The organism is Brevundimonas naejangsanensis DSM 23858, assembly GCF_000421705.1.
GTDB classification, from domain to species: domain Bacteria; phylum Pseudomonadota; class Alphaproteobacteria; order Caulobacterales; family Caulobacteraceae; genus Brevundimonas; species Brevundimonas naejangsanensis.
In genome coordinates this window covers 964,976-987,658 of the sequence record NZ_ATXN01000002.1, presented here as the reverse complement: position 1 = coordinate 987,658, position 22,683 = coordinate 964,976, and the positions used below count along the sequence as shown (strand labels likewise).

Sequence of the window (22,683 nt, the reverse complement as noted above, 5' to 3'; positions counted from 1 at the left end):
GGGAGGGCGCATGAGCGAGGCCTTCCAGCCGAATCTCGACTTCACCGCCGTCGAACAGGTCGAGGCGCAGGAGGCCTTCGTCGTCGACCTGGAGGGGTATGAAGGCCCCCTGCACGTTCTTCTGGCCCTGGCGCGGACGCAGAAGGTGGACCTGCTGAAGCTGTCCATCACCCGTCTGGCCGAACAGTATCTGGCCTTCGTGCATGAGGCGCGGCGGCGGAATTTCGCGCTGGCGGCCGACTATCTCGTGATGGCGTCGTGGCTGGCCTATCTGAAGTCGCGCCTGCTGATCCCGCGCAACGAGAAGGACAAGCCGGAGGAGCCTCCGGCCGAAGAGATCGCCGCCGCCCTGGCCTTCCGCCTGCAGAAGCTGGAGGCCATGCGCACGGCGGTGGAGGCCATCACCAGCCGCCCGCAACTGAAGCGCGACGTCTTCACGCGCGGCGACCCGCAGGCGACGGTCATCATCCCCTCTGATCGGGTGGACGCCAGCCTCTATGAACTGATGAGCGCCTATGTCGCCCAGCGCCGCCGCGAGGAACGCCGCAAATACGCCCCCGGTCAGCGGGTCGAGGCCTTCCAGTTGGAGGCCGCGCGCGACTGGCTTCGCGAAATCATGCCGCGCCTGGCTGAATGGACGCCGCTGGAGCGCGTGGCGCCGCAGAAGCCGGAGGGGCAGGAGGGCCCCAGTCAGGCCAGCTATACCGCCTCCACCCTGTCGGCCAGTCTGGAACTGGTGAAGGAGGGCGGCATGGACATCCGGCAGGAGCGGCCTTTCGACGCGGTGTGGCTGAAGCGACGGGGGCTGGGCCAGCCGCTGGAGCTGACGCCGTGACCCTCGACTTCACCCCCGACCACCTCGAGATCGAGCGCCGCGTCGAGGCCCTGCTGTTCGCCGCGGCTGCGCCGCTGTCGCTGGCCGAGATCGCGCGCCGCCTGCCAGAAGGCGCCGACGTCGGCGGCGCGCTGACCGCGCTTCAAGAACGCTATCAGGGCCGGGGCGTCGAGCTGGACTGCGTGGCCGAGCGCTGGCGCTTCCGCACCGCCCCTGACCTCGGCTTCCTGATGACCGAGGAGCGCGAGGAGCCGCGCCGCCTGTCCAAGGCTGCGCTCGAGACCCTGGCCATCATCGCCTATCACCAGCCCTGCACCCGCGCCGAGATCGAGAGCGTGCGGGGCGTCTCCCTGTCCAAAGGCACGCTGGACCTGTTGCTGGAGATGGACTTCGTGCGCCTGCGCGGCCGACGCCGTACGCCCGGACGGCCGGTGACCTACGCGACGACCGACCGCTTCCTGGAGCATTTCAGCCTGGCCAGTCTGTATGACCTGCCGGGCGTGCAGGAGATGAAGGCGGCGGGCCTGCTGGACCTGTCCATGCCGGTCGGTTTCGAGGTGCCGGACCCCTCGCGCGCCGGCGAGGACGAGGGCGAGGATCTGCTGACCGGTCTGGACGGCGCCTCGCCCGAATTCGCCCAGGATTTCATCAGCGAGGACGAAGAGTCGCAACCTTAGCCGGGACGGATCGTCGCGCTTGCAAGAAACCGCGAAAACTCATGGACTTAAGTCCAGCGGAGGCCGCCTTGACCTGAAGGCCTCTCGCCTATAGGTTCCGCGCCGAAATTCAGACCCGATCCGGCCCTGCCGGGCGCTGACCCAACAGGCCCATGTCCCCGACGAAGGAATCGCGCGAAGAGGCGATCAAACGCCTCCACCAAAGCGCATCCGCGCTGGAGGCGAAGGTTCAGGCGGACAAGTCCGTCGAGGTCGCTGCGCAGAAGGTGGTCGGCCAGGCCTATCGCATCATCGCCGAACTGCTGGGCGGGGTGCTGATCGGTCTTGCACTTGGTTTTGGCGTCGACCGGCTGTTCGGGACGACGCCGATTGGCGTTGTAGGCGGGGTCCTTCTGGGCTTCGCCTTATCGGTTTATATGGCGCGCCGCACAGCCAACCGGCTGATGGCGCAGGCCAAGGCGGCGGGTTTGCCCCAACAGGGCGAACCTATCGTCGAGGCTGACGAAGAAAACAGGGAACGATAGGCTTAATGGCCGGTCCGATTGAACAATTTGAGGTCAAGCCGCTCGTAGAGTTCGGCACGGTCAATGTTCCCGTCCTGGGCGAGCAGGTGATCGCGATCACCAATTCGCACGTGGCCATGACCATCGCCTTCGTCGGCGTGGTGGGCTTCCTGTCGCTGGCGACCTCGGGCGCCAAGGTAGTCCCGGGGCGGATGCAGGCGGCGGGCGAGAGCCTGTTCGGCATGGTCGACAACCTGGCCAACTCCATCATCGGTCACGAAGGCCGCAAATACTTCCCCTTCGCCTTCACCATGTTCCTGATGGTTCTGTCGATGAACCTGCTGGGCATGTTCCTGACCTTCACCGCCACCTCGCAACTGGCCGTGACCGTCACCCTGGGTTTGATCGCCTTCCTGACGGTTGTCGTGGTCGGTCTGGTCAAGAACGGCGTCGGCTTCCTCAAGCTGTTCTGGCCCGCTGGCGCGCCGCTGCTGTTGCGCCCGTTTGTGGGCCTGATCGAGCTGGTCTCCTTCCTGCTGCGTCCGATCACCCTGGCCCTGCGTCTGTTCGGCAACATGCTGGGCGGCCACGTGGCGCTGAAGATCTTCGCCCAGTTCGTCGTTCAGCTGGGCGCGGCGGCCATCGTCACCGGCGGTCTGGCCTATGCCCTCATTCCCGTCGCGGCCCTGTCGCTGGGCATGACGGTCGCGATGACGGCGCTCGAGTTTCTGGTGGCCTTCCTTCAGGCCTTCGTTTTCACCGTTCTGACCTGCATCTACCTCAACGATGTGGTCAACCTGGGCGATGGCCACTAAGGCTTGAGTTCAGTTCGTAACCCTACCCTCCAACGCTCCAAGAAATTAGGAAATCATCATGGACGCTGAAGCCGCTAAGTACATCGGCGCTGGTCTGGCCACCCTCGGCATGATCGGCTCGGCCCTGGCCGTCGGCAACATCTTCGGCAACTTCCTGGCCGGCGCTCTGCGCAACCCGGCTGCTGCCGCCTCGCAGGTCGGCAACCTGTTCGTCGGCGCGGCTCTGGCCGAAGCCCTGGGCATCCTGGCCTTCGTGCTGGGCGTCCTGATGATCTTCGGCTGATCCCAGCCCACGATCTCTCAGAATTGGCGGCGCGCGGGCCAGACCTGCGCGCCGCTGTCCTGATCTAGTGAAGACGGTTCATGGCCAGCACACCCACACTTGACGTTCAGACCCCGGCGCCGGGCGACCTCCATGCGGAGACGCAGGCGACGGCCGAGCATGCCTCGGGCGGTCTGCCCCAGTTCGAATTCCAGCACTGGGCGGGCCAGATCGGCTATCTGCTGATCCTGTTCGTCCTTCTGTACGTCCTGGTCGCCAAGGTCTTCGCCCCGCGCCTGCGCAAGGTGATGGACGAACGCGCCGACACGATCGACACCGCGATCGCCGCCGCCCGCTCGGTCCAGACCGAAGCGGCCGCTCAAGCCGAGGCCGCCCGCGCCGAGGTCGAGAAGGCCCGCGCCGACGCCCGCGCGACCGCTGTCGCCGCCAAGCAGCGCGTCACCGAAGAATTCAACGCCCGCCTGGCCGCCGATGAAGCCGTGGTCAACGCGCGCATCGCCGAGGCCGAAGGCGCCATCGCCAAGACCCGCGACGCCGCCATGACGAACGTGTCGACCATCGCCTCGGCCGCGGCGGGCGCCATGCTCGAGCGTCTGACCGGCAAGGCCGCGACCGACGCCGAACTGGCCGCCGCCATCAAGGGAGCCGCCTGATATGCCCGCCTTCCTGACCGGCCATTTCTATGATTTCGCCAACCCTGAGCTGTGGGTCGCCGTCGGCCTGCTGATCTTCATCGCCATCGTGGTGATGGCGGGCGTGCCCAAGCTGGTCGCCACCAGCCTGGACGCCAAGGCCGCCAAGATCCAGGGCGACCTGGACGAGGCCGCCCGCCTGCGCGCCGAAGCCGAAGCCATGCTGGCCCAGATCCGTCAGGAGAAGGCCGAGGCGGAGGCTCAGGCCGCCGACCTGTTGGCCACCGCCGAGGCGGACGCCAAGCGTCTGGAAGCCGAAGCCAAGGCGCGCATCGAAGAATCCACCGCTCGCCGTCAGGCTCTGGCCGAGCGCCGGATCGCCCAAGCCGAGGCCGAGGCCACGCAAGAGGTCAAGGCCGCGGCTGCCGACCTGGCCGCCAAGGCCGCTCAACAGATCCTGGCCGCCCGCATCGCCGGCGCCAAGACCGATCCGCTGCTGGACCAGGCCATCGGCCAGATCGGCGGCAAGCTGAACTGATCGCTGACCGCGTTTAGTCAGCCCCGAAAAACATCAGGCCCCGCCGGCGACGGCGGGGCCTTTTGCTGTTCAAGATCCGGTTGTCGGGATCGAGGACGGTTCAGACTGTCGGTTAATGGGCCGGAGCGGCTCCGATCGGCGCGGCGCCGCGCTTCTCACGTTCGACCAGCCGGGCGTAGACATTGCCCAGGACGCCGCCGAAGACCATGTGCAGCGCCAGCATCCAGCCGAAGGTTCCAAATCCGGACGAGCCGGTGAAGGTCCGGTAATCGCCGCCCATGGTGATGACCAGCATCATCGCTACCCAGGCGGCGACGGCGAAGACGATGCCCTTGGTGATCGGCGTGGCCGTCGGCAGTCTCGGATAGACGACGCCAAACAGCGACCCCAGCACAAAGGTGCCCATGACCAGGTGGATGGCCCACCCCGCCGCCATATTGCCCGGCATGCCGAACATCCGGGCTACGACCCCCGGAAAGGGATCGAACAGGTGGTTGAGGAACAGATTGGCGAGCTCAAGCACGGAAACCACGACGGTAGCAATGAAACCGGCGATGATTCCCTTTTTTACGCGTGACATCATGTGAACAGCGCCTCCCAACGCCTATCAACCTCGTGACTACGCAAGGGGGAGCATACGCCGTTCAGGGGCGCTCGGGGGTGAACCCGGTTCACATTCCTGTGTTCGCCTTAGCTTGGCCTTTATTGCCGAAAGGCGCGCCAGCCGCGGCGCAGGCGGCGACGAAAGCGCGCCAGCGGGCGTCGACGGCGGCGCAACACCATTTTTTCGGCGCGCAGGGTCTGCTGCCAGAAGACGGGAGCGATCTCAGGCTTCTTCCGCATCAGGCGGCGGAAGGGATAGACCCATTTGGGCCGGGCGCGCTGGGCGCGGATGAACTGGCGCTTGGCCCACCAGGAGTTGCGCAGGACGATCACCAGACCGAGGGCGATGACGGGCACGCCGCCGGGGCCGGGCAGGGGCGCGATCAATACGCCCAGCAGGATGACGAAGAAGCCCACACCCATAAGCGCCAGACGGCGCATGCGCCGCGCCAGCCCCGGACGGGGCGGCGGCGGGCTCAGAGAGGGCAGGACCAGGGTCACGGGGCGGCGTCTCGATCAAGATGGCGGCCAGGGAAGGCCGACAATCAGTAAACGCATGAGACAAGGCCGAAAGGCGGCGTCGCCATGACGCTTTCGTAAGTCGGCCAGAAATGCAGAACGCCGTGTCCCGAAAGACACGGCGTTCCCTGAAATCAGGCTTGCAGGACCGATCAACCGGCGCGGTTGGAGCCTTCCGGCGCGGCCCAGCGCAGACGCGGCGAGCGCGCGGCGCGGGTCTCGTCCAGACGCCTCAGGGGCGCATGGAAGGGCGCGCCCTTGAAGCGTTCGACGTCTCCGGCTTTTGCTGCGCCCGCCAGCAGGCGCATGGCCTCGATGAAGCGGTCCAGTTCGGCCTTGGATTCCGTCTCGGTCGGCTCGATCAGCATGGCCCCATGGACGACCAGGGGGAAATACATGGTCATCGGGTGGAAGCCCTCGTCGATCATCGCCTTGGCGAAGTCCAGCGTGGTGATGTCCGTGCCCTTTAGCCATTCGTCGTCGAACAGGGCCTCGTGCATGCAGGGACCCTCGGGGAAGGCCACGCTCATCAGGTCCTCGAGACGGGCCTTGATGTAGTTGGCGTTCAGCACCGCGTCCTCGGCCACCTGACGCAGGCCGTCAGAGCCGTGGGACATCATGTAGCTGAGGGCGCGCACATACATGCCCATCTGGCCCTGGAAGGCGCACAGTCGGCCGAAGGCCTGTTCGGCCTCGTCTTCCTCGCGCTCGACCAGCTTGTAGCCATCACCGGTGTTCACGACCCAAGGGGCGGGGGCGAAGGGGGCCAGGGCCTCCGACAGCACGACCGGACCGGCGCCCGGTCCGCCGCCGCCGTGCGGCGTCGAGAAGGTCTTGTGCAGGTTGATGTGCATGGCGTCGACGCCCAGGTCGCCGGGGCGCACGCGACCGACGATGGCGTTGAAGTTGGCGCCGTCGCAGTAGAAGTAGGCGCCCGCCTCATGGGTCAGGCGGCTGATCTCCAGAATGTCGCGCTCGAACAGGCCGCAGGTGTTCGGGTTGGTGACCATGATGGCCGCCACGTCCGGGCCCAGCTTGGACGCCAGATCGGCCACGTCCACGCGGCCGTCGTCGGTCTGGGCCACTTCGACCACGCTGTAGCCGACGAAGGCGGCGGTGGCCGGGTTGGTGCCGTGGGCCGAGGTCGGGACCAGCACCTTGCGGCGCTGCTCATGCTCGCCCTTGGCCTGGTGGGCGGCGCGGATGGCCATCAGGCCGCACAGTTCGCCGTGGGCGCCGGCCTTGGGCGACAGGGCCACCGCAGGCATCCCCGTCAGCGTCGTCAGCCAGTGGGCCAGCTGGTCCATCAGTTCGAGCGCGCCCTGCACCGTCGACTGCGGCTGCAGCGGGTGGATGTCCGAGAAGCCCGGCAGGCGCGCCATCTTTTCGTTCAGGCGCGGGTTGTGCTTCATCGTGCACGAACCCAGCGGATAGACGGCCAGGTCGATGGCGTGGTTCTTCTGGCTCAGGCGCACATAGTGGCGCATGGCCTCGGGCTCGGACAGGCCGGGCAGGCCGATCGGATCCTTGCGGACCAGGTCGCCCAAGTCAGAGCCATTGGTGGCGGGCTTGGGCAGGTCGACGCCGGTCTTGCCCCAGCCTTCGCCTTCAAAGATCAGCGGCTCATCCTGCAGCAGGCCGCGCCCCCCGGTGAGGGTGGCGGGCTTGTAGTTGGCGTCCAGGCCTTCGTTCGGGGCGGTCGGGCGGCCGACAGTGTTCATCGTGCTCATGATTCCAATCTCCCTCAGGCGGCCAGAACCTTGGCGAGCGCACCCGCCAGGATCTTGATGTCGGCGTCCAGCGTCGTCTCGGTGGCGGCGACCAGCAGCACGTCGTCGAGGCCCGCATCCGGGTTCAGGCGGCTGTAGGGCACGCCGCACAGGACGCCGTTGTCGGCCATCGTCTGCACCACGTCAGCGGCGTTCCTGGGCAGCTTGACCGCGAACTCGTTGAAGAAGCGCGGGGTCAGGATTTCGACGCCCGGAATGGCGGCGAGCGCGTCGCGCGTGGCGACCGCCTTCTCGTGGTTCAGCAGGGCCAACTGGCGCAGGCCCGTCTCGCCCAGCAGGCTCATGTGAATGCTGAACGCCAGGCAGCACAGGCCTGAGTTGGTGCAGATGTTCGAGGTCGCCTTGTCGCGGCGGATGTGCTGCTCGCGCGTGGACAGGGTCAGGACGAAGCCGCGCTTGCCCTCGGCGTCCACCGTCTCGCCGCAGTAGCGGCCGGGCGTCTGGCGCAGCAGTTTCTCGCGGGTGGCGAACAGGCCGATGTAGGGGCCGCCGAAGTTCAGGGCGTTGCCGATCGACTGGCCTTCGGCCGCGACGATGTCGGCGCCCATTTCGCCGGGCGACTTCAACAGGCCCATCGACACGGCTTCCGTCACCACGACGATCAGCAGGGCGCCCGCAGCGTGGGCGGCCTCGGCGATCTTGGTCACGTCGGTGGCGGTGCCGAAGACGTTCGGGGTCTGGACGACGACGCAGGCCGTGTCCTTGTCGATGGCGGCGATGACGGCGTCTTCGGCGTCGACGGCGGCGGTCAGGGCCTCGGTTTCGACGCCGACGGCGTGAACCACGGTCTCGGTCGCCTTGACGTAGTGGGGGTGGACGCCGCCCGAGATGACGGCCTTGTTGCGGCGGGTCACGCGGGTGGCCATCAGCACGCCTTCGGCCATGGCGGTCGAGCCGTCATAGAGGGAGGCGTTGGCGACCTCCATGCCGGTCAGGTTCGCGACCTGGGTCTGGAACTCGTACAGGTACTGCAGGGTGCCCTGCGCGATTTCCGGCTGATAGGGGGTGTAGCTGGTCAGGAACTCCGACCGCTGGATCACGTGGTCCACCGTGGCCGGGATGTGGTGCTTATAGGCGCCTGCGCCGCAGAAGAAGGGCACGGTCGAGGCCGTGGCGTTCTTGCCCGCCATGGCCGAGAGGGCGCGTTCGACCTCCAGCTCGCCCGCCACGCGGGGCAGGTCGACGAAGCCGTCGCGGCGCGCGGCCTGCGGCACGTCGATGAACAGGTCGTCGATGGATTTGGCGCCGATGGCGGCCAGCATGGCCTCACGGTCGTCGGGCGTCAGGGGGAGGTAGCGCATTACAGGTCCTCGGCGGCATCCCGGAGGTCGCGGGGCGCGACGCTCCGGGAGCGCTTCAAGCGGCGGGAAATCCGGCATCCCGGACCGGCGCGCCGCGCCGTCCGGGGACGACAGCGGAACTTAGAGGGTGGTCAGGTAGGCGTCGTAGGCGGCGCGGTCCATCAGGCCGTCCAGCACCGAGGCGTCGGACACCTTGATCTTGGCGAACCAGCCTTCGCCCTCGGCGTCGGCGTTGACGGTTTCCGGGGCGGTCGCCAGCACGGCGTTGCCTTCGATCACTTCGCCCGCGATCGGGGCGTAGACGTCAGAGGCGGCCTTGACCGATTCCACGACGGCGAAGCTGTCGCCGACCGAGACGGTCTTGCCCGCTTCCGGCGTCTCGACGAACACCACGTCGCCCAGGGCGTCAGCGGCGTGCTTGGAGATGCCTACCGTGGCGACGTCGCCGTCCAGGCGAACCCACTCGTGATCCTTGGTGAACTTCATCTTGGTCTTCCTCATAGAGCCTGTGGCCCAGGCTTTGTTTCAAGGCGTCTTCCTCGGCCCTGCGCCGAGGAGCGGAAGGAAGGCGTTAGGCCTTCGGCTTCCGGTAGTAGCGGGTCGGCACGAAGGGCGTGGCGACGACTTCGGCGGCGGCGGGGCGGCCGCGCACCAGAACCTTAAGTTCCGTGCCCAGCTCGGCGAAGGCGGGCGGCACATAACCCATGGCGATGTTGCGCCCCTGCGACGGCGAGGGGCCGCCCGAAGTGACCTTGCCGATGACAGCGCCGTCCATGTCGGCGATCTCGGCGCCTTCGCGGGCGGGGGCGCCTTCCTTGACGTGCAGGCCGACGCGGACGCGCGCCGGGCCATCGGCCAGTTGTTTCAGGATGGTCTCGGCGCCGGCGAAGTCGGCGCGTTCCTTGCGCGACTTGGACAGGGCGAAGGTCAGCCCCGCCTCGACCGGAGTGGTTGCGGCGTCGATATCGTGGCCGTGCAGCGGCAGACCGGCTTCCAGACGCAAGGAGTCGCGCGCGCCCAGACCGACCGGCTTCACCCGCTCGTCCGACAGCAGCAGGTTCCACACGCGCTCTGCGGCGGCGGCCGGAACCGAAATCTCATAGCCGTCCTCGCCGGTGTAACCCGAGCGCGAGACGATGCAGTCCTCGTCGAACAGGCGGATGGTGCGGCAGTCCATGAAGCCCATGTCGGCCAGCTCAGCCGAATGGGCGGCCATGACGGCGGCCGCTTCCGGCCCCTGAATGGCCAGCAGGGCGCGGTCCAGCACCTCAAGCTTCGCATCGCCCGACAGATTGGCGTTCAGGAAGGCGAAGTCGGCGTGCTTGTTGCCCGCGTTGACGACGATGTAGAGGCCGTCCTCGAACGGCTTGCCCGCCATGAGGTCGTCCATGACGCCGCCCTGTTCGTTCAGCAGCAGGGTGTATTTCTGCTTGCCGGGCTTCACGATCTCATAGTCGCCGGGCACGAAGCGCTCGAACTGTGCAATCGCGTCGACGCCGGTGATCTTGGCCTGACCCATGTGGGAGACGTCGAACAGGCCGGCGTGCTCGCGGGTCCAGCGGTGCTCGGCCAGCACGCCTTCATACTGGACCGGCATGTCATAGCCGCCGAAGCCGACCATGCGGGCGCCCAGCGCGCGATGCGCGGCGTTAAGGGGGGTAGTCTTAAGGGCCTGATCGCTCATGGCGTCGCCTCCGGGTCGCAGGTTGCGGCGATAGCTTCGCCGTCGTTGCGCCCCCGCTGTCTTCGAAGCCTGAGAGATTCCGACCGTTCCCGAAAAGGTTCGGCCTTGCTCCGTCGGCGCGCGTCGGGACCCTCCGTCCTTCGGCGACTTTCCAGCGTCCGTGCGCTTTCGCGGTCCTTTTGCCTGAGCGTTTCCGGGGCGGTTGCGCCTTCGGCTCCGGGCGCCGCGAACGGCCCCGGTCTCTCCCGCGAGAGCGTTCGACCTAAGGCCGTGAATCCAGCGCCGAGTCAAGCGGCGCCGGACTTGCCGCCGTCGATCCTAAGGGCCATGAGGGGCGGAACCCCGCTTCGCCCACAGGATTTCAAGGACGTCATGACCGCCCGCACCGATCTCGCCGCCCACCTCGTCTCCCTCGACCTGCCGCAGGGACTGGTCGCGACGCTGACGACGGCGGCCGCCGCCTGCGTCGAGATCCGCCAGGTGGTGGCGGGCGGCGCCCTGGTCGGGGCGCTGGGCGCGTCGGGCGCCGTCAATGTGCAGGACGAAGAGCAGAAGAAGCTGGACGTCATCGCCGACGACCTGCTGACCGAGGCCCTGCTGGCCTGCCCCGCCGTGGCGGGCGTGGCGTCCGAGGAAAAGGACACGATGCAGCCCTCGGCCAATGCGGCGGGCGAGTATCTGGTGCTGTTCGACCCCCTGGACGGCTCGTCCAACATCGACATCAATGCGCCGGTCGGCACCATCGTCTCGGTGCTGAAATCGCCTTCGGCCCAGCCGACCGAGGCCGACTTCCTGCAATCGGGGCGACATCAGGTCGCGGCGCTCTACGCCGTCTATGCCGGTCAGGCCATGCTGGTGCTGACCACGGGCAAGGGCGTGGCGGGCTTCACCCTGGCGCCCGACGGCCGCTGGCTGATGACGCATGAGGACGTGCGCATTCCGGCGGATACCAAGGAGTTCGCCATCAACATGTCGAACCAGCGCCACTGGGCCGAGAGCGTCCAGCGCTATGTCGACGGCTGCCTGAAGGGCGCGGACGGCCCGCGCGGCAAGAACTTCAACATGCGCTGGGTCGCCGCCATGGTGGCCGACGTGCACCGCATCCTGATGCGCGGCGGCGTCTTCCTCTATCCGTGGGATGCGCGCGAGCCGAACAAGCCGGGCAAGCTGCGCCTGATGTATGAGGGCAACCCCATGTCCTTCCTGGTCGAGCAGGCGGGCGGCAAGTCCACTACCGACGGCAGGCAGGCCATTATGGACGTGACCCCGACCGAACTGCACCAGCGGGTGCCGGTCGTGCTCGGCTCGGCCAACGAAGTCGACCAGATCGCGGCGGCCTGACGCCATGGAGATCGACGCTTCTGACGCCCTGCTGGTCATCGACGCCCAGAACGACTTCTGCGAGGGCGGCGCCCTGGCGGTGCAGGGCGGGGCGGCGATCATGCCCCTGATCAACCAACTGGCCGAACGGTTCGCGACCGTCATCGCCACTCAGGACTGGCACACGCCGGACCAGATCAGCTTCGCTTCCAACCACGCAGGCGCGGCGCCCTTCACGCAGATCGAGGTCGCCTACGGTCCGCAGATGCTGTGGCCGGATCACTGCGTGCAGGGGACGCCGGGGGCGGACTTTCACCCCGACGCGGCGCCTGCGGTGAACAAGGCGCTGGCCGTGGTCCGCAAGGGCTATAATCCGGCGGTCGATTCCTATTCCGGCTTCTATGAGAACGACCACAGGACGGCGACGGGTCTGGCGGGCCTGCTGCGCGATCTGGGCGTGAAGCGCGTTTTCCTGTGCGGTCTGGCCTATGACTACTGCGTGCGCTTCACCGCCGAAGACGCGGTGAACGAAGGCTTTGAGGCCGTGGTCATCGAAGACGCCTGCCGCGCCATCGCCCCGGACACGGCGGCGGCCGCCAAGACCAGTTTCGCGGTGCTGGGCGTGGCTGAGATCGAGGCTGCGTCGCTCATCGGCTGACTGCTCTTTTTCTTTCGTCATCCTACGGCAAGCCGCGCAGCGGCGCAGACCGGGGGACCCAGCGGCGCCGAAGGCGACCTTTGCGGCAAGCGCTGCGCGTGGCTGTTTCGCGCTCACGCGCGCCGCTGGGTCCCCCGGTCTCGCTACGCTCGCCGGAGGATGACGAAAGGGAACTCACTCATAGAAATCTGCCTCGTCGGGGATGCGGGTGAAGGCGATCTTGGCGCCGATGTAGTCGGGCAGGCCCGCCTTGGGACCAATGCTGACCGTGTCCTTGCCATAGCGTTTGTTCAGCGCATCCAGCGCCTGCGACAGGCGAAGGGACGGCGCATCGCCGCCCTGATCTGGGCCGATGTCGAACAGGTCGGCCTCGAAAGCGTCGCGCGCCGTCAGGCCGTGGACGCCGACGCCGACATAGCTCAGCCGCCCGGCCTCCAGTTCCGGCTCGACCCGGCGCCACAGCGCGTCCAGCGCAGCCAGCAGGGCGAAGGTGTCCTGCGTCGGGGCGATGGCGCGGGTCAGGCCCGTCGTGTCCCAGCCGCGCTTGGCGCCCTTCGGCCCCATGTCGAGATGCAGGCTGATGCCCGCGCCCGTCAGCCCCATCCGCCGCAACCGCGCCCCGCACTTGACCATCAGCCGCCGCGCGACCGCCCGCGCCTTGTCCGGGTTGCGCATGGCCTGCGCCAGCACATGGCTGTGGCTGATGGAGGCGGGCGGCTTGACCGGCGTCGGCTCGCTGTCGAGACCGTGCAGGCCGCGCCAGATGCGCTCGCCCTCGATGCTGTTCCAGACCGCGCGCGCCTCCTTGGCGGTCATGCTCCACAGACCCGCCGTGTCCGTGACGCCCGCCGCGGCCAGCCTTTGCTGCATGCGCGAGCCGACACCCGGATACTGCGACAGCGGCAGGTGCAGGATGGCGCCGGGCAGTTCATGGGCGCGCAATATGGTCAGCCCGGCGGGCTTCTTCATGCCGCAGGCCGTCTTGGCCAGAAACCGTGAAGGCGCCAGCCCGATGGAGGACCGCAGGCACTCGCCCACATTCTCCATGATCCCCGCCTGAATGCGCCGGGCCAGGGCGACGGCGTTCGCCTCGCGCCGCTCCGGCCCGATCAGTTCGCACGAGCATTCGTCGATGGAGCCGACCTTCCACACCGGCACGTGTCGGTCGATTTCTTCCATGATCTGCTTGTGGACCTGAACATAGAGGTCGGGCCGCGCCTCGGCGACGATCAGGTCGGGGCACAGGCGGCGCGCCTCGGCCACCTGCATCCCGGTGCGGACGCCGAAGGCCTTGCTCTCATAGCTGGCGGCGATGGCGCCGGTGTATTCGCTGATCGCCGGGCGGACGATGACCGGCTTGCCGCGCCAGTCGGGGTTCCGCTGCTGCTCGACGCTGGCGAAGAAGGCGTTCAGGTCGATGAACAGCCAGCGCAGCCCCGCGGCGTCTTCATCAGGCTTTCGGCCGGGGTGCTCCATGTGGTGAACATATCAGGAACATTTGTGGCTCGATAGTGAGGTCTGGCGCGGCCCGCCTCCTTCGTTCGTCATCCCCCGGTCTGCGCCGCTTGCGCGGCTTGCCGGAGGATGACGGAAGGAAGGGTCTCAGTTCGCCGCCGCGTAGGCATCGACCTCGGCGATCCTCGCGGCCTTGTCGGCGTCGTTCAGGAAGCTGCCTTCGAAACTGTTCTTCGCCAGTTGCGTCACCTGCTCCCGCGTCAGGCCGACCGCCTCGGCCAACTGGATATAGTTGGCGTTCACATAGCCGCCGAAATAGGAGGGGTCGTCCGAGTTCAGGGTGACGTGCAGGCCCCGGCGCAGCATCTCGGGGACCTGGTGATCCTTCAGATCCTTGACCACGCACAGCTTCAGGTTCGACAGGGGGCAGACCGTCAGCGTCATCTGTTCGGCGGCCAGGCGGGCGATCAGGGCCTCGTCCTCCATCGAGCGGTTGCCGTGGTCCATGCGGTCGATGTGCAGCAGGTCCAGCGCCTCGCGCACGTATTCCGGCGGGCCTTCCTCGCCCGCATGGGCGCACAGCTTCAGGCCCAACTCGCGAGCGGCGGCGAAGACGCGCTGGAACTTCGACGGCGGGTGGCCGACTTCCGATGAATCCAGCCCGACGCCGATGAAGTGGTGCAGATAGGGCTTGGCCATTTCCAGCGTGGCGAAGGCTTCGTCCTCGCTGAGGTGGCGCAGGAAGCTGAGGATCAGGCCGGAGGTCACGCCCAGCTCACTCCTGGCCCGGTCCATGCCTGCGATCAGGCCCTCGACCACGACGGCGAAGGGGACGCCCCGGTCGGTGTGGGTCTGGGGATCGAAGAAAATCTCGGCGTGGCGCACGTTGTCGGCGGCGGCGCGCTGGAAATAGGCGAAGGCCAGATCCTCGAAGTCCTGACGGGTCAGCAGCACGGCCGCGCCAGCATAATAGATGTCGAGGAAGTCCTGCAGGTTCGAGAAGTCATAGGCCGCGCGCACGGCCTCGACGCCGTCGTAGGGGATAGCGACGCCGTTGCGCTGCGCCAGCTCGAACATCAGTTCGGGCTCGAGCGAGCCTTCGATGTGCAGGTGCAGTTCGGCCTTGGGCAGGCCGGCGATGAAGGCGTCGAGGGACATGAGGGGAGGCTCCTTGGCGGTCGCCTCCCCCTTATCACATTACATCCGCTCGGGCGTCTCGATGCCCAGCAGGCCCAGCGCCGTCTCCAGCTGGTGCAGGGTCGCGGCGGCCAGGGCCAGGCGCGAGCCCTTGGTCGCTTCGTCCGGCGCCACCAGGATCGGGCAGGCGGCGTAGAACTTCGAGAAGCTCTGGGCCAGCCGATAGGCGTGTTCGGCGATCAGGTTGGGCGAGCGCTTGTCATAGGCGTCCGCCGTGGCCGCGTCGAAGGCGTCCAGCGTCAGGGCCAGATCGCGTTCGGCGGCTTCCTCGATGACGATGGGGGCGAAGGCCACGCCCTGTTCTGCAGCCTTGCGCAGCAGGGATTTCACCCGCACGGCCTGATACAGCAGATAGGGGCCGGTCTTGCCCTCGAAGCTCATGAAGCGGTCGAGGTCGAAGACGTAGCTGGTCGTGCGGTTGTTCGACAGGTCCGAGAACTTCAGCGCGGCCACCGCCACCTTGTGGGCGATATCCTCGAACTCTTCGGCGGGCAGGTCGTCGCCCAGCTTGGCCTCATGCAGGCGCTCGCGCGCTTTTTCCGTCGCCTGATCGATCAGGTCGCGCAGCTTCAGGACGCCGCCCGCGCGGGTCTTGAACGGCTTGCCGTCGGCGCCGTTCATGGTGCCGAAGCCGAGGTGTTCCAGCGACTTCTCGGGCGCGTATCCGGCCAGATAGGCGGCGCGGAAGACCTGTTCGAAATGCTCGGCCTGACGCTCGTCCACGACGTAGAGGATCAGGTCCGGGCCGATCGATTTCTTGCGGTCCAGGATCGTCGCAAGGTCGGTCGTGCCGTACATGGCCGAACCTTCCGAGCTGATGACCAGCAGGGGCGGGGGCGACGGCGCCTCGATCACCGAGCCGTCGGCCAGCTTCTTCTTGCGGGTCTCGCCGTCGCGGGCGACGTGAACCACCTGGGCGCCGTCGTCCTCGACCAACAGACCCTTGGCCTTCAGGTCGGCGATCATCTCGTCCATCAGGGGATCGGCGTCGCTCTCGCCGTTCCACAGGTCGAAGTCGACCGACAGGTCGTCATATTCGCGCTTCAGCGCCTCGCGGCTGACGGCGACGAAGTGCTGCCACAGGGCGCGATAGCCGGGGCGGCCGCCCTGCAGTTCGGCGGTCGCCTTGCGGGCGCGGTCGCGGAAGGCGGGGTCTTCCTTGGCCTTGCCCGCCGCCAGCGGATACAGTCGGTCCAGGTCGGCCAGAGTCACCGGCGTCTCGGTCGGGAAGGGGCCGTCGCCCTCGGTTATGAAGGCGTCTGCGAGCCCTTCGTCGCCGCAGGCGGTGATCAGCAGGCCCATCTGGAAGCCCCAGTCGCCGAAGTGGGCGTCGCCGACCACTTCGTCGCCGCGCAGGCGGAACAGCCGCTTCAGGCTCTCGCCGATGATGGCGCTGCGCAAATGGCCGACGTGCATGGGCTTGGCCACGTTTGGGCCGCCGTAGTCGATGACGACCTTACGCGGTTCGACGCGCGAGGCGCCGGCCAGTTCTTCGTCCGCCGCGACCTCGGCTGCGCGCTGCGCCAGGGCCGCATTCGACAGCTTCATGTTGATGAAGCCGGGCCCGGCGACCTCGACCGACGACAGGCGCGGATCGGCCGCCAGACGCTCGGCCACCCTGGCGGCCAGTTCGCGCGGATTGGCCTTCAGCGCCTTGGCGGCGGCCAGGGCGCCGTTCGACTGGAAGTCGGCCAGATCGGGACGGTCGGAGGCGGTGACGCGGGCCAGGGCCTTGTCCACGCCTTCGGCGGCGAAGGCGGACCCGACCGCTTCGCTGAGAGAAGTCTTGAGGTCGGTCATGTCTTAGTCGGTCTGTTGGCCCGCAGTCGGGCGGAAACGGCTGCCGGATCGGTTGAACTCGGCGTTTTCGGGCGTGATCTCAAAGCCGATCAGGACCTCGAAGTGGCCGCCGCTGGTGGTGGCTTCGGCGCGCGGGATGACGATGGTCTGGCTGGCCTCTGCCTGGGTGCGGTCGGCCCCGCCGAAGGTTACCGGCAGATCGAAATATTCCTTGGCCAGAACGGCGGAGTTCCGCTCGGTCACGGCGATCCAGTAGCGATAGGTGCGGGCGTCGCCCTGCGCCTGCGGACCCTTGCCCAGGCTGAACAGCAGATTCATGTCCAGACGGATCGGATCGTTTTCGCGATAGGTGCAGTCGGAATTGACGCCTTCGATCTCGCCGGTGAAGCCGACGCCGCTGGCCGAGGGACGCTCATAGTCCGCCAGTTCGACGTAGCGGGCCGCGTCGTAGAGAATCTTCACATAGGGGCAGGGACCGGCGTTGGCGCGGCGGCTGAGCGGAGCGAAACGCATCGGGCGCGACGGCGCCTTTTCAGCCTTCTGTCCGCCCTGTTGGCCGCCTTGTGGGCGCCCGCTCTGGGCCTCGGCGGCGTGGGGGATCAGCGCGGCCGTAAGAGAAAGGGCGGCGAGGGCGGTCAGGACGCGACGCATCAGGAGCTTTCCGGCAGTCGATGAAGGCGGGCCGATCAGACGCCCGAACGGGCCACGCTGGGTGGTGATAGCGGCTAAAGCGAGGCGCGGCAAACGGCGCGCGGACTTCCGGTGGCGATCCGGCGCGCAAAGTCCTAAGTTCGCGGCCATGAACGCGCCTGTACCGCCCTCACAGTTTCAACGACGCCCCCTGATCGTTCGCATGGCGACGCCGCGCGGCTTCTGCGCCGGGGTGGACCGGGCGATCCAGATCGTGGAGCGCGCCATCGAGAAATACGGCGCTCCCGTCTATGTGCGCCACGAGATCGTTCACAACCGACACGTCGTTGATCGGCTGAAAGGGCTGGGCGCCGTCTTCGTCAAGGAACTGGATGAGTGCCCGGATGATCGGCCGGTGGTCTTCTCGGCTCACGGCGTGCCCAAGTCTGTGCCCGCCACAGCCCGCTCGCGCGAGATGCTGTTTCTGGACGCGACCTGCCCGCTGGTGTCCAAGGTCCACGTCGAGGCCGAGCGCAATTTCGCTGCAGGCCGCCACGTCATCCTGATCGGCCACGCGGGCCACCCCGAGGTCGTCGGCACCATGGGCCAACTTCCCGCCGGGGCCATCAGTCTGGTGGAGACGGTCGAGGATGCGGAAAACTTCCAGCGTCCCGGCGATCAGCCGCTAGCCTACGCCACCCAGACGACGCTGTCCGTTGACGACACCGCCGAGATTCTGGCGGCGCTGAAGCGGCGCTTCCCCGAACTGCCCGACCCGCACAAGGAAGACATCTGCTACGCCACCACCAACCGTCAGGAGGCGGTCAAGCGGCTGGGCGACGGTTGCGGCCTGGTGCTGGTGGTGGGGTCCAAGAACTCCTCCAACTCGGCGCGGCTGGTGGATGTGGCGCTGAAGGCGGGGGCGGGCGACGCGCGTCTGGTCGATGATGCGGGCGATCTGGACTGGAGCTGGTTCGACAGGGTTGAGACGGTCGGCCTGACCGCCGGGGCCTCGGCGCCCGAGCCGCTGGTGCAGGGGGTGATCGACGCCCTGCGGACTCGCTTCGACGTCACCGTGACCGAGGACGACGGCGCCCGCGAGACCGTGACCTTCAAACTGCCGCGCGCCCTGACGACCTGATCCAAACAGGAAAAAGGCGCGTCCGTCGAAACGAACGCGCCTTTAATCTCTCGAACGGCTTGAGGCCGCTTACAGGCCCGGCAGCTTGAAGCGGGTGTCGCGACGCGGGGCGATGGTGATGCCCTCGCGGCCGCCGGTCAGGGCTTCCAGACGGGCGTGTTCGCTGGAGGCGTCGATGGTCTTGGCGCCCTCCGGCGTCTGGGTCACCGTCGCAGCCTGGCTGGACGGATCGTTCTTGCGCCAGAACATCAGGCGATTGGCCCAGCTTTCTTCCTTGTGCGCCAGGTTGCCGAACTCGTCATCGACGACATAGCGGGCCAAGGGGTCGGCACGGTCGGCGCCGGCCTCGGCGGCCAGGACCTGTTCGCCCGGCGTGCGGGTCACCGCCTGGCGCTGACCCAGCAGGATCTGGCGCGCGGCGCTTTCGGGGGCCAGTTCCTGCGGACGCGGGGCGCCCGGCGTCGGCGGGGTCAGGCCGTATTCGGGCGGCACCACCAGGGGGGCGCTGGCCACGGTGACGAATTCATCCGGCACAACCTTTGACAGGCCGATGCTCTGCTTCATCGATCCGCAGGCGCTCAGGCTGAGGGCCGCGCCGGCGGCCAGGGTCGCGATCAGGACGGGACGGATACGCATGGGTCGTTCGGCTCCGGGAGGCGCGCCCGTCGGGGCGCTGGCTCGGGTCGATAAGTTAAGAGGGTGTGATTACGACTTTTCGTGGGCCGCGCCAACAGTCGTGCGACGCTCGGACAGGAAGCTGTCCAGGATCAGCAGCATAACCCCGATGGTGATGCCGCTGTCGGCTATGTTGAAGATCCACGGAAACAGGCCGGTGCCCGAAAAGTCGAGGAAGTCGACCACGCCGCCGAAGCGGATGCGGTCGATGACGTTGCCGACGGCGCCGCCCATGACCAGGCCGATGGCCGCGACCAGCAGGCGGCGATTCGCCCGTGTCGCCCACCAGGCCAGCAGGCCCGCCACCACGACCGAAAAGATGCTCAGGATCCAGCGCCCCGCGCCGCCGCCGAACAGGCCGAAGCTGACGCCCGTGTTCAGCACATAGGTCAGGTTGAAGACCGGCGGCGCGACCTCGGCGATGCGATAGCCGTCGGGGATGTGGGAGATATGGGCGGCGTCGATGGCCCCCAGCACCCAGGCCTTGGTCAACTGGTCCAGGATGATGACGGCCAGGGCGATGCCGTAGGCGCCCAGCGCGAGACGGGAAATCTTCATGTCCAGCCGGTTAGCAGGAAGACGAGCGACGGCGAAGAGGGAAAGCGCAGGCTGCCCCATCGTCGGCCACGGCCTTTCCCCCCGGTTTTCACTCGCTATAAGCGGGGCATGACCCAGCCTCATCCGTTGCCCCGCCTGTCCGCCGTCGCCAATGACTACGATATCCTGCTCTGCGACGTCTGGGGCGTGATCCACAACGGGCGCGAGAGCTGGGACGCCGCCTGCGAGGCCCTGACCAAGTTCAATGAGAAGGGCGGCCATGTCGTCCTGATCTCGAACTCGCCGCGCCCGTCTTCGGACGTGGTAGCGCAGTTGGATGGACTGGGCGTGCCGCGCAGCGCCTGGAAGGCCTTTGTCACCTCGGGCGACGCCACACGGATGGAGCTTGCGCGCCGCGCGCCCGGCCCGGCCTGGATCATCGGCCCGGATCGCGACTTCGCCCTGTATGAAGGTTTGGATCTGACCAGCGCCCACGGCGCCGAGGACGCCGCCTTCATCTCGGTCACCGGTCCCTATGACGACACGACCGAAACGCCCGAGGACTATCGCGAACGTCTGACTCCGGCGGCTGAACGCGGACTGGAGCTGATCTGCGCCAACCCCGATCGCGTGGTCCAGCGCGGGGATACGATCATCTATTGCGGCGGCGCCATCGCCGATCTGTATGAGTCGATGGGCGGGCGGGTGATCATGGCGGGCAAGCCGTTCGCGCCCATCTACGCCCTGGCGCTGAAGGAGGCGGAAGGCCTGCTGGGCCGCGCCGTCGACCGTTCACGTGTGCTGTGCATCGGCGACGGCGTGGTGACCGATGTCCTGGGCGCCGCCGAGCAGGCGCTGGACTGCCTGTTCATCGCACAGGGCATTCACGGCGATGCGGCCAGGGCGGCCGACGGTTCCCTGGATCCGGCGCGCGCCGCCGAACTGCTTCGCGCCGAGACGACCTTCGCTCGCTACGCCGCGCTGGAACTGACCTGGTAAGTCTCGCCATTTCGTCGCACCTGCCTTAAAGGCCGCACATGGTTGATCTGGTCCAAGCGCACCCGTCGGGCGGCTATATCCTCGACGAACTCCACGTCGGCATGGCCGCAGAGAAGACGGTTCACGTCACCGAAGAGCGGATTCGTCTGTTCGCCGAGGCGTCCGACGACTTCAATCCGGTGCATCTGGATGAAGCCTTCGCCGCCAAGACGGCCTATCGCGGCCGCATCGCCCACGGCCTGCTGTCGGCGGCCTTCGGCTCGGCGGTGGTGGGCACCATCCTGCCGGGCGCGGGGTCGATCTACATCTCCCAGACCCTGTCGTTCCATTTCCCGGTACGGATCGGCGATATGGTGCGCATTCAGATCACGGTCATCGAGCTGGACCATGAAGGCGCCCGCGCCCAGCTGAAATGCGAGGGCTTTGTCGAGGACAAGCTGATCATGGACGGCGTCGCCGTCGTGCGCGTGCCGCGTCGCCGCAAGCCTTCGGCGCGCTGAAGGCCGCCTGAAGTGGTCGAAGTCATTCGCGACTGGCGCGGTCTGACCGCAGCGCAGCAGGGGGCGGCGGTCGCCGTCGGCGCCTTCGACGGCGTGCATCGCGGCCATCAGGCGGTTATCGCCTCGGCGCGCGAGGCGGCGGACCGGCTGGGCGTCCCCCTGGCCGTGGTCAGCTTCGATCCCCATCCGCGCCGCCTGTTCCAGCCCGAGGCGGCCCCCTTCCGCCTGATGACGCCGGACCAGATGGCGCGCGCCCTGGCGCCGCTGGGAGTCGACCGCCTGTATCTGCTGCCGTTCGATCGCGAGATGGCCGGCATGTCGGACGAGGAATTCGCCCGACGCGTCCTGTCCGAAGGCCTCGGGATCGTCCACGCCGCCGTCGGCTTCGACTTCACCTTCGGCAAGGGCCGCTCCGGCTCGCCCGCCTTGCTTCAAGCCTATGGCGAGACGCTGGGATTCACCGTCTCCGTCACCGACCGCATCGACGACGCCTCAGGGCTCAAGCTGTCGTCCAGCGCCGTGCGCGAGGCGTTGAAGGCCGGGGACATGGCCCGCGCCGCCGCCATCCTGGGCCGCCCCTTCGCCATTCAGGGCGAGGTGATCCACGGAGACAAGCGCGGCCGCACCATCGGCGTGCCGACGGCCAATGTGGCGATGGGCGACTATATGCGCCCGGCCTATGGGGTCTATGCGACCCGCACCCGCCTGCCGGACGGGCGAGTCATCAACGGCGTCGCCAATCTGGGCGTGCGCCCGATGTTCGAGATCGAACAGCCCCTGCTGGAAGTCTGGCTGTTGGACTTCGACGAAAGCCTCTACGGCCAGGTGCTGGAGACGGAACTGGTCGCCTTCCTGCGCGCCGAGATGAAGTTCGACGGTCTGGACGCGCTCAAGGTTCAGATTGAGGCGGATGCAGAGGCGGCAAGGGCCGTTCTGGGCTGACGCCTCAGCCCGGCGCCTTTTCGGCGATGGCCATCAGGTCGTCGTGCAGCGACTTGCCCTTGTCGTCGATCACATCGGCGATGCGCCACATCGGGCCTTCCTTCAGCAGTTTAAGCGTCTGGCGGTGGTCCTGGCCGTGGTTGGCGAAAACGACTTCGGCGGTCGCGGCCTGAGGGCTTTCGGGCGTCATGTTCACGGACTTCAGGGCGAAGGCCTCGGCGTCCTGGCAGGCGCAGACGGGGTCGTAGTTGAGGCGAGGCGCGCTCTTTTTGCGCTTGGCTTCACGGTCGTCGACGCCGATCAGGGCGTTCATGGTGCGCGAATAGAGCGGGTCTCGGCCGGGGGTGATTGTCGCCTCGGCCGGGTCGGGCGTGTCCTTCGGTTCGCTAACGCGGGCATAGAGGGCGCGCACGAAGGCTTCGGCGTCCCTTTCGCCCGCCGCATAGACGGCGGCGCGGCCGGTCAGGACGGGCGCGGCCGACTCTCCAGCCGCAGGGGCGCTCTTCTGTTCCGAGCAGGCGGCCGCCGTCAGGGCCAACACCGCCGCCGTCGCCAAGGCTTGAACACGCATCTCATCCGTCTCCCCATCTGTGCGTCTGGACTATGGCGCAGGGGGCGCGGGGTCTGCTAGAGCCTTCCCATCATGACC

Annotated in this window: 26 protein-coding genes and 1 riboswitch; of the genes, 13 read left to right on the top strand and 13 right to left on the bottom strand. The window is 67.5% G+C overall.

The window, feature by feature from the left end; translation table 11 throughout:
• Nucleotides 1-10 precede the first annotated feature (10 nt).
• The 7 genes from H556_RS0105050 to H556_RS0105020 all read left to right on the top strand — a co-directional run bounded on the left by H556_RS0105050 (nt 11) and on the right by H556_RS0105020 (nt 4,283).
• Entirely contained in the window at nt 11-835 is an 825-nt protein-coding gene (locus tag H556_RS0105050; protein WP_024353401.1) for a segregation and condensation protein A, read from the top strand.
• Nucleotides 832-1,512 (top strand): SMC-Scp complex subunit ScpB, encoded by a 681-nt coding sequence (scpB, locus tag H556_RS0105045; protein WP_024353400.1) that lies wholly within the window; start codon nt 832-834, stop codon nt 1,510-1,512. Before H556_RS0105050 ends, scpB begins: the two co-directional genes overlap by 4 nt.
• Before the next feature lie 152 nt (nt 1,513-1,664).
• Entirely contained in the window at nt 1,665-2,036 is a 372-nt protein-coding gene (locus H556_RS0105040) for an AtpZ/AtpI family protein (protein WP_024353399.1), read from the top strand.
• 5 nt (nt 2,037-2,041) lie between these two features.
• On the top strand, nt 2,042-2,830 hold the full coding sequence (locus H556_RS0105035) for a F0F1 ATP synthase subunit A (RefSeq protein WP_003168986.1): 789 nt from the start codon (nt 2,042-2,044) through the stop codon (nt 2,828-2,830).
• A gap of 58 nt (nt 2,831-2,888) precedes the next feature.
• The gene (locus H556_RS0105030) at nt 2,889-3,113 is read left to right on the top strand and encodes a F0F1 ATP synthase subunit C (protein WP_003168985.1); all 225 of its coding nucleotides are present in this window, start codon (nt 2,889-2,891) and stop codon (nt 3,111-3,113) included.
• An 80-nt stretch (nt 3,114-3,193) separates the two neighbouring features.
• The gene (locus H556_RS0105025; protein WP_024353397.1) at nt 3,194-3,766 is read left to right on the top strand and encodes a F0F1 ATP synthase subunit B family protein; all 573 of its coding nucleotides are present in this window, start codon (nt 3,194-3,196) and stop codon (nt 3,764-3,766) included.
• Nucleotide 3,767: 1 nt separating this feature from the next.
• Nucleotides 3,768-4,283 carry a F0F1 ATP synthase subunit B gene (locus tag H556_RS0105020; RefSeq protein WP_024353396.1) on the top strand — a complete coding sequence of 172 codons (516 nt, stop codon included), beginning with the start codon at nt 3,768-3,770 and terminating at the stop codon, nt 4,281-4,283.
• A gap of 112 nt (nt 4,284-4,395) precedes the next feature.
• Here H556_RS0105020 and H556_RS0105015 read toward each other — a convergent pair whose 3' ends face one another.
• The 6 genes from H556_RS0105015 to gcvT all read right to left on the bottom strand — a co-directional run bounded on the left by H556_RS0105015 (nt 4,396) and on the right by gcvT (nt 10,180).
• Complete coding sequence (locus H556_RS0105015) at nt 4,396-4,866, bottom strand: DUF6789 family protein (protein ID WP_024353395.1); 471 nt, start codon at nt 4,864-4,866, stop codon at nt 4,396-4,398.
• A 119-nt stretch (nt 4,867-4,985) separates the two neighbouring features.
• Nucleotides 4,986-5,387, bottom strand: coding sequence for a PGPGW domain-containing protein (locus H556_RS0105010; RefSeq protein ID WP_024353394.1), 402 nt, complete (start codon nt 5,385-5,387; stop codon nt 4,986-4,988).
• Nucleotides 5,388-5,557: 170 nt separating this feature from the next.
• Nucleotides 5,558-7,135, bottom strand: a complete 1,578-nt coding sequence (gcvPB, locus tag H556_RS0105005; RefSeq protein WP_024353393.1) for an aminomethyl-transferring glycine dehydrogenase subunit GcvPB — start codon at nt 7,133-7,135, stop codon at nt 5,558-5,560.
• 14 nt (nt 7,136-7,149) lie between these two features.
• Nucleotides 7,150-8,496 carry an aminomethyl-transferring glycine dehydrogenase subunit GcvPA gene (gene gcvPA, locus H556_RS0105000; RefSeq protein ID WP_024353392.1) on the bottom strand — a complete coding sequence of 449 codons (1,347 nt, stop codon included), beginning with the start codon at nt 8,494-8,496 and terminating at the stop codon, nt 7,150-7,152.
• A 120-nt stretch (nt 8,497-8,616) separates the two neighbouring features.
• Nucleotides 8,617-8,982: a glycine cleavage system protein GcvH gene (gcvH, locus tag H556_RS0104995; protein WP_024353391.1), complete on the bottom strand. Its 366-nt coding sequence runs from the start codon at nt 8,980-8,982 to the stop codon at nt 8,617-8,619.
• Between the two features lie 85 nt (nt 8,983-9,067).
• The gene (gcvT, locus tag H556_RS0104990; protein WP_024353390.1) at nt 9,068-10,180 is read right to left on the bottom strand and encodes a glycine cleavage system aminomethyltransferase GcvT; all 1,113 of its coding nucleotides are present in this window, start codon (nt 10,178-10,180) and stop codon (nt 9,068-9,070) included.
• A 161-nt stretch (nt 10,181-10,341) separates the two neighbouring features.
• Nucleotides 10,342-10,438, bottom strand: a riboswitch (glycine riboswitch).
• A 114-nt stretch (nt 10,439-10,552) separates the two neighbouring features.
• Here gcvT and H556_RS0104985 point away from each other — a divergent pair.
• Both H556_RS0104985 and pncA read left to right on the top strand, forming a co-directional pair.
• Nucleotides 10,553-11,521 (top strand): class 1 fructose-bisphosphatase, encoded by a 969-nt coding sequence (locus H556_RS0104985; RefSeq protein ID WP_024353389.1) that lies wholly within the window; start codon nt 10,553-10,555, stop codon nt 11,519-11,521.
• Nucleotides 11,522-11,525: 4 nt separating this feature from the next.
• On the top strand, nt 11,526-12,158 hold the full coding sequence (gene pncA / locus H556_RS0104980) for a bifunctional nicotinamidase/pyrazinamidase (protein ID WP_024353388.1): 633 nt from the start codon (nt 11,526-11,528) through the stop codon (nt 12,156-12,158).
• Nucleotides 12,159-12,332: 174 nt separating this feature from the next.
• On the opposite strand, the gene H556_RS0104975 is transcribed toward pncA, so the two are convergent.
• The 4 genes from H556_RS0104975 to H556_RS0104960 all read right to left on the bottom strand — a co-directional run bounded on the left by H556_RS0104975 (nt 12,333) and on the right by H556_RS0104960 (nt 17,261).
• Nucleotides 12,333-13,634: a Y-family DNA polymerase gene (locus H556_RS0104975; protein ID WP_024353387.1), complete on the bottom strand. Its 1,302-nt coding sequence runs from the start codon at nt 13,632-13,634 to the stop codon at nt 12,333-12,335.
• A gap of 126 nt (nt 13,635-13,760) precedes the next feature.
• The gene (locus tag H556_RS0104970) at nt 13,761-14,771 is read right to left on the bottom strand and encodes an adenosine deaminase (RefSeq protein WP_024353386.1); all 1,011 of its coding nucleotides are present in this window, start codon (nt 14,769-14,771) and stop codon (nt 13,761-13,763) included.
• 39 nt (nt 14,772-14,810) lie between these two features.
• Entirely contained in the window at nt 14,811-16,610 is a 1,800-nt protein-coding gene (gene argS, locus H556_RS0104965) for an arginine--tRNA ligase (RefSeq protein ID WP_024353385.1), read from the bottom strand.
• A gap of 3 nt (nt 16,611-16,613) precedes the next feature.
• Entirely contained in the window at nt 16,614-17,261 is a 648-nt protein-coding gene (locus tag H556_RS0104960; RefSeq protein WP_024353384.1) for a hypothetical protein, read from the bottom strand.
• A gap of 148 nt (nt 17,262-17,409) precedes the next feature.
• On the opposite strand from H556_RS0104960, the gene ispH reads away from it, so the two are divergent.
• Complete coding sequence (gene ispH, locus H556_RS0104955; RefSeq protein WP_024353383.1) at nt 17,410-18,381, top strand: 4-hydroxy-3-methylbut-2-enyl diphosphate reductase; 972 nt, start codon at nt 17,410-17,412, stop codon at nt 18,379-18,381.
• Nucleotides 18,382-18,450: 69 nt separating this feature from the next.
• Here the strand turns inward: ispH and H556_RS0104950 are convergent, their stop codons facing one another.
• Complete coding sequence (locus H556_RS0104950) at nt 18,451-19,017, bottom strand: DUF3035 domain-containing protein (RefSeq protein WP_024353382.1); 567 nt, start codon at nt 19,015-19,017, stop codon at nt 18,451-18,453.
• A 69-nt stretch (nt 19,018-19,086) separates the two neighbouring features.
• Entirely contained in the window at nt 19,087-19,614 is a 528-nt protein-coding gene (gene lspA / locus H556_RS0104945; protein WP_024353381.1) for a signal peptidase II, read from the bottom strand.
• Between the two features lie 108 nt (nt 19,615-19,722).
• Here lspA and H556_RS0104940 point away from each other — a divergent pair, with 108 nt between their 5' ends.
• Genes H556_RS0104940 through H556_RS0104930 form a run of 3 tightly spaced genes read left to right on the top strand, consistent with a single transcriptional unit; the run spans nt 19,723 to nt 22,034 of the window.
• Complete coding sequence (locus tag H556_RS0104940) at nt 19,723-20,592, top strand: TIGR01459 family HAD-type hydrolase (protein WP_024353380.1); 870 nt, start codon at nt 19,723-19,725, stop codon at nt 20,590-20,592.
• 38 nt (nt 20,593-20,630) lie between these two features.
• Nucleotides 20,631-21,092: a MaoC family dehydratase gene (locus H556_RS0104935; RefSeq protein ID WP_029673216.1), complete on the top strand. Its 462-nt coding sequence runs from the start codon at nt 20,631-20,633 to the stop codon at nt 21,090-21,092.
• A 12-nt stretch (nt 21,093-21,104) separates the two neighbouring features.
• Entirely contained in the window at nt 21,105-22,034 is a 930-nt protein-coding gene (locus tag H556_RS0104930; RefSeq protein ID WP_024353378.1) for a bifunctional riboflavin kinase/FAD synthetase, read from the top strand.
• Between the two features lie 4 nt (nt 22,035-22,038).
• Here H556_RS0104930 and H556_RS0104925 read toward each other — a convergent pair whose 3' ends face one another.
• Entirely contained in the window at nt 22,039-22,605 is a 567-nt protein-coding gene (locus tag H556_RS0104925; RefSeq protein WP_024353377.1) for a DUF3828 domain-containing protein, read from the bottom strand.
• Between the last annotated feature and the right edge of the window lie 78 nt (nt 22,606-22,683).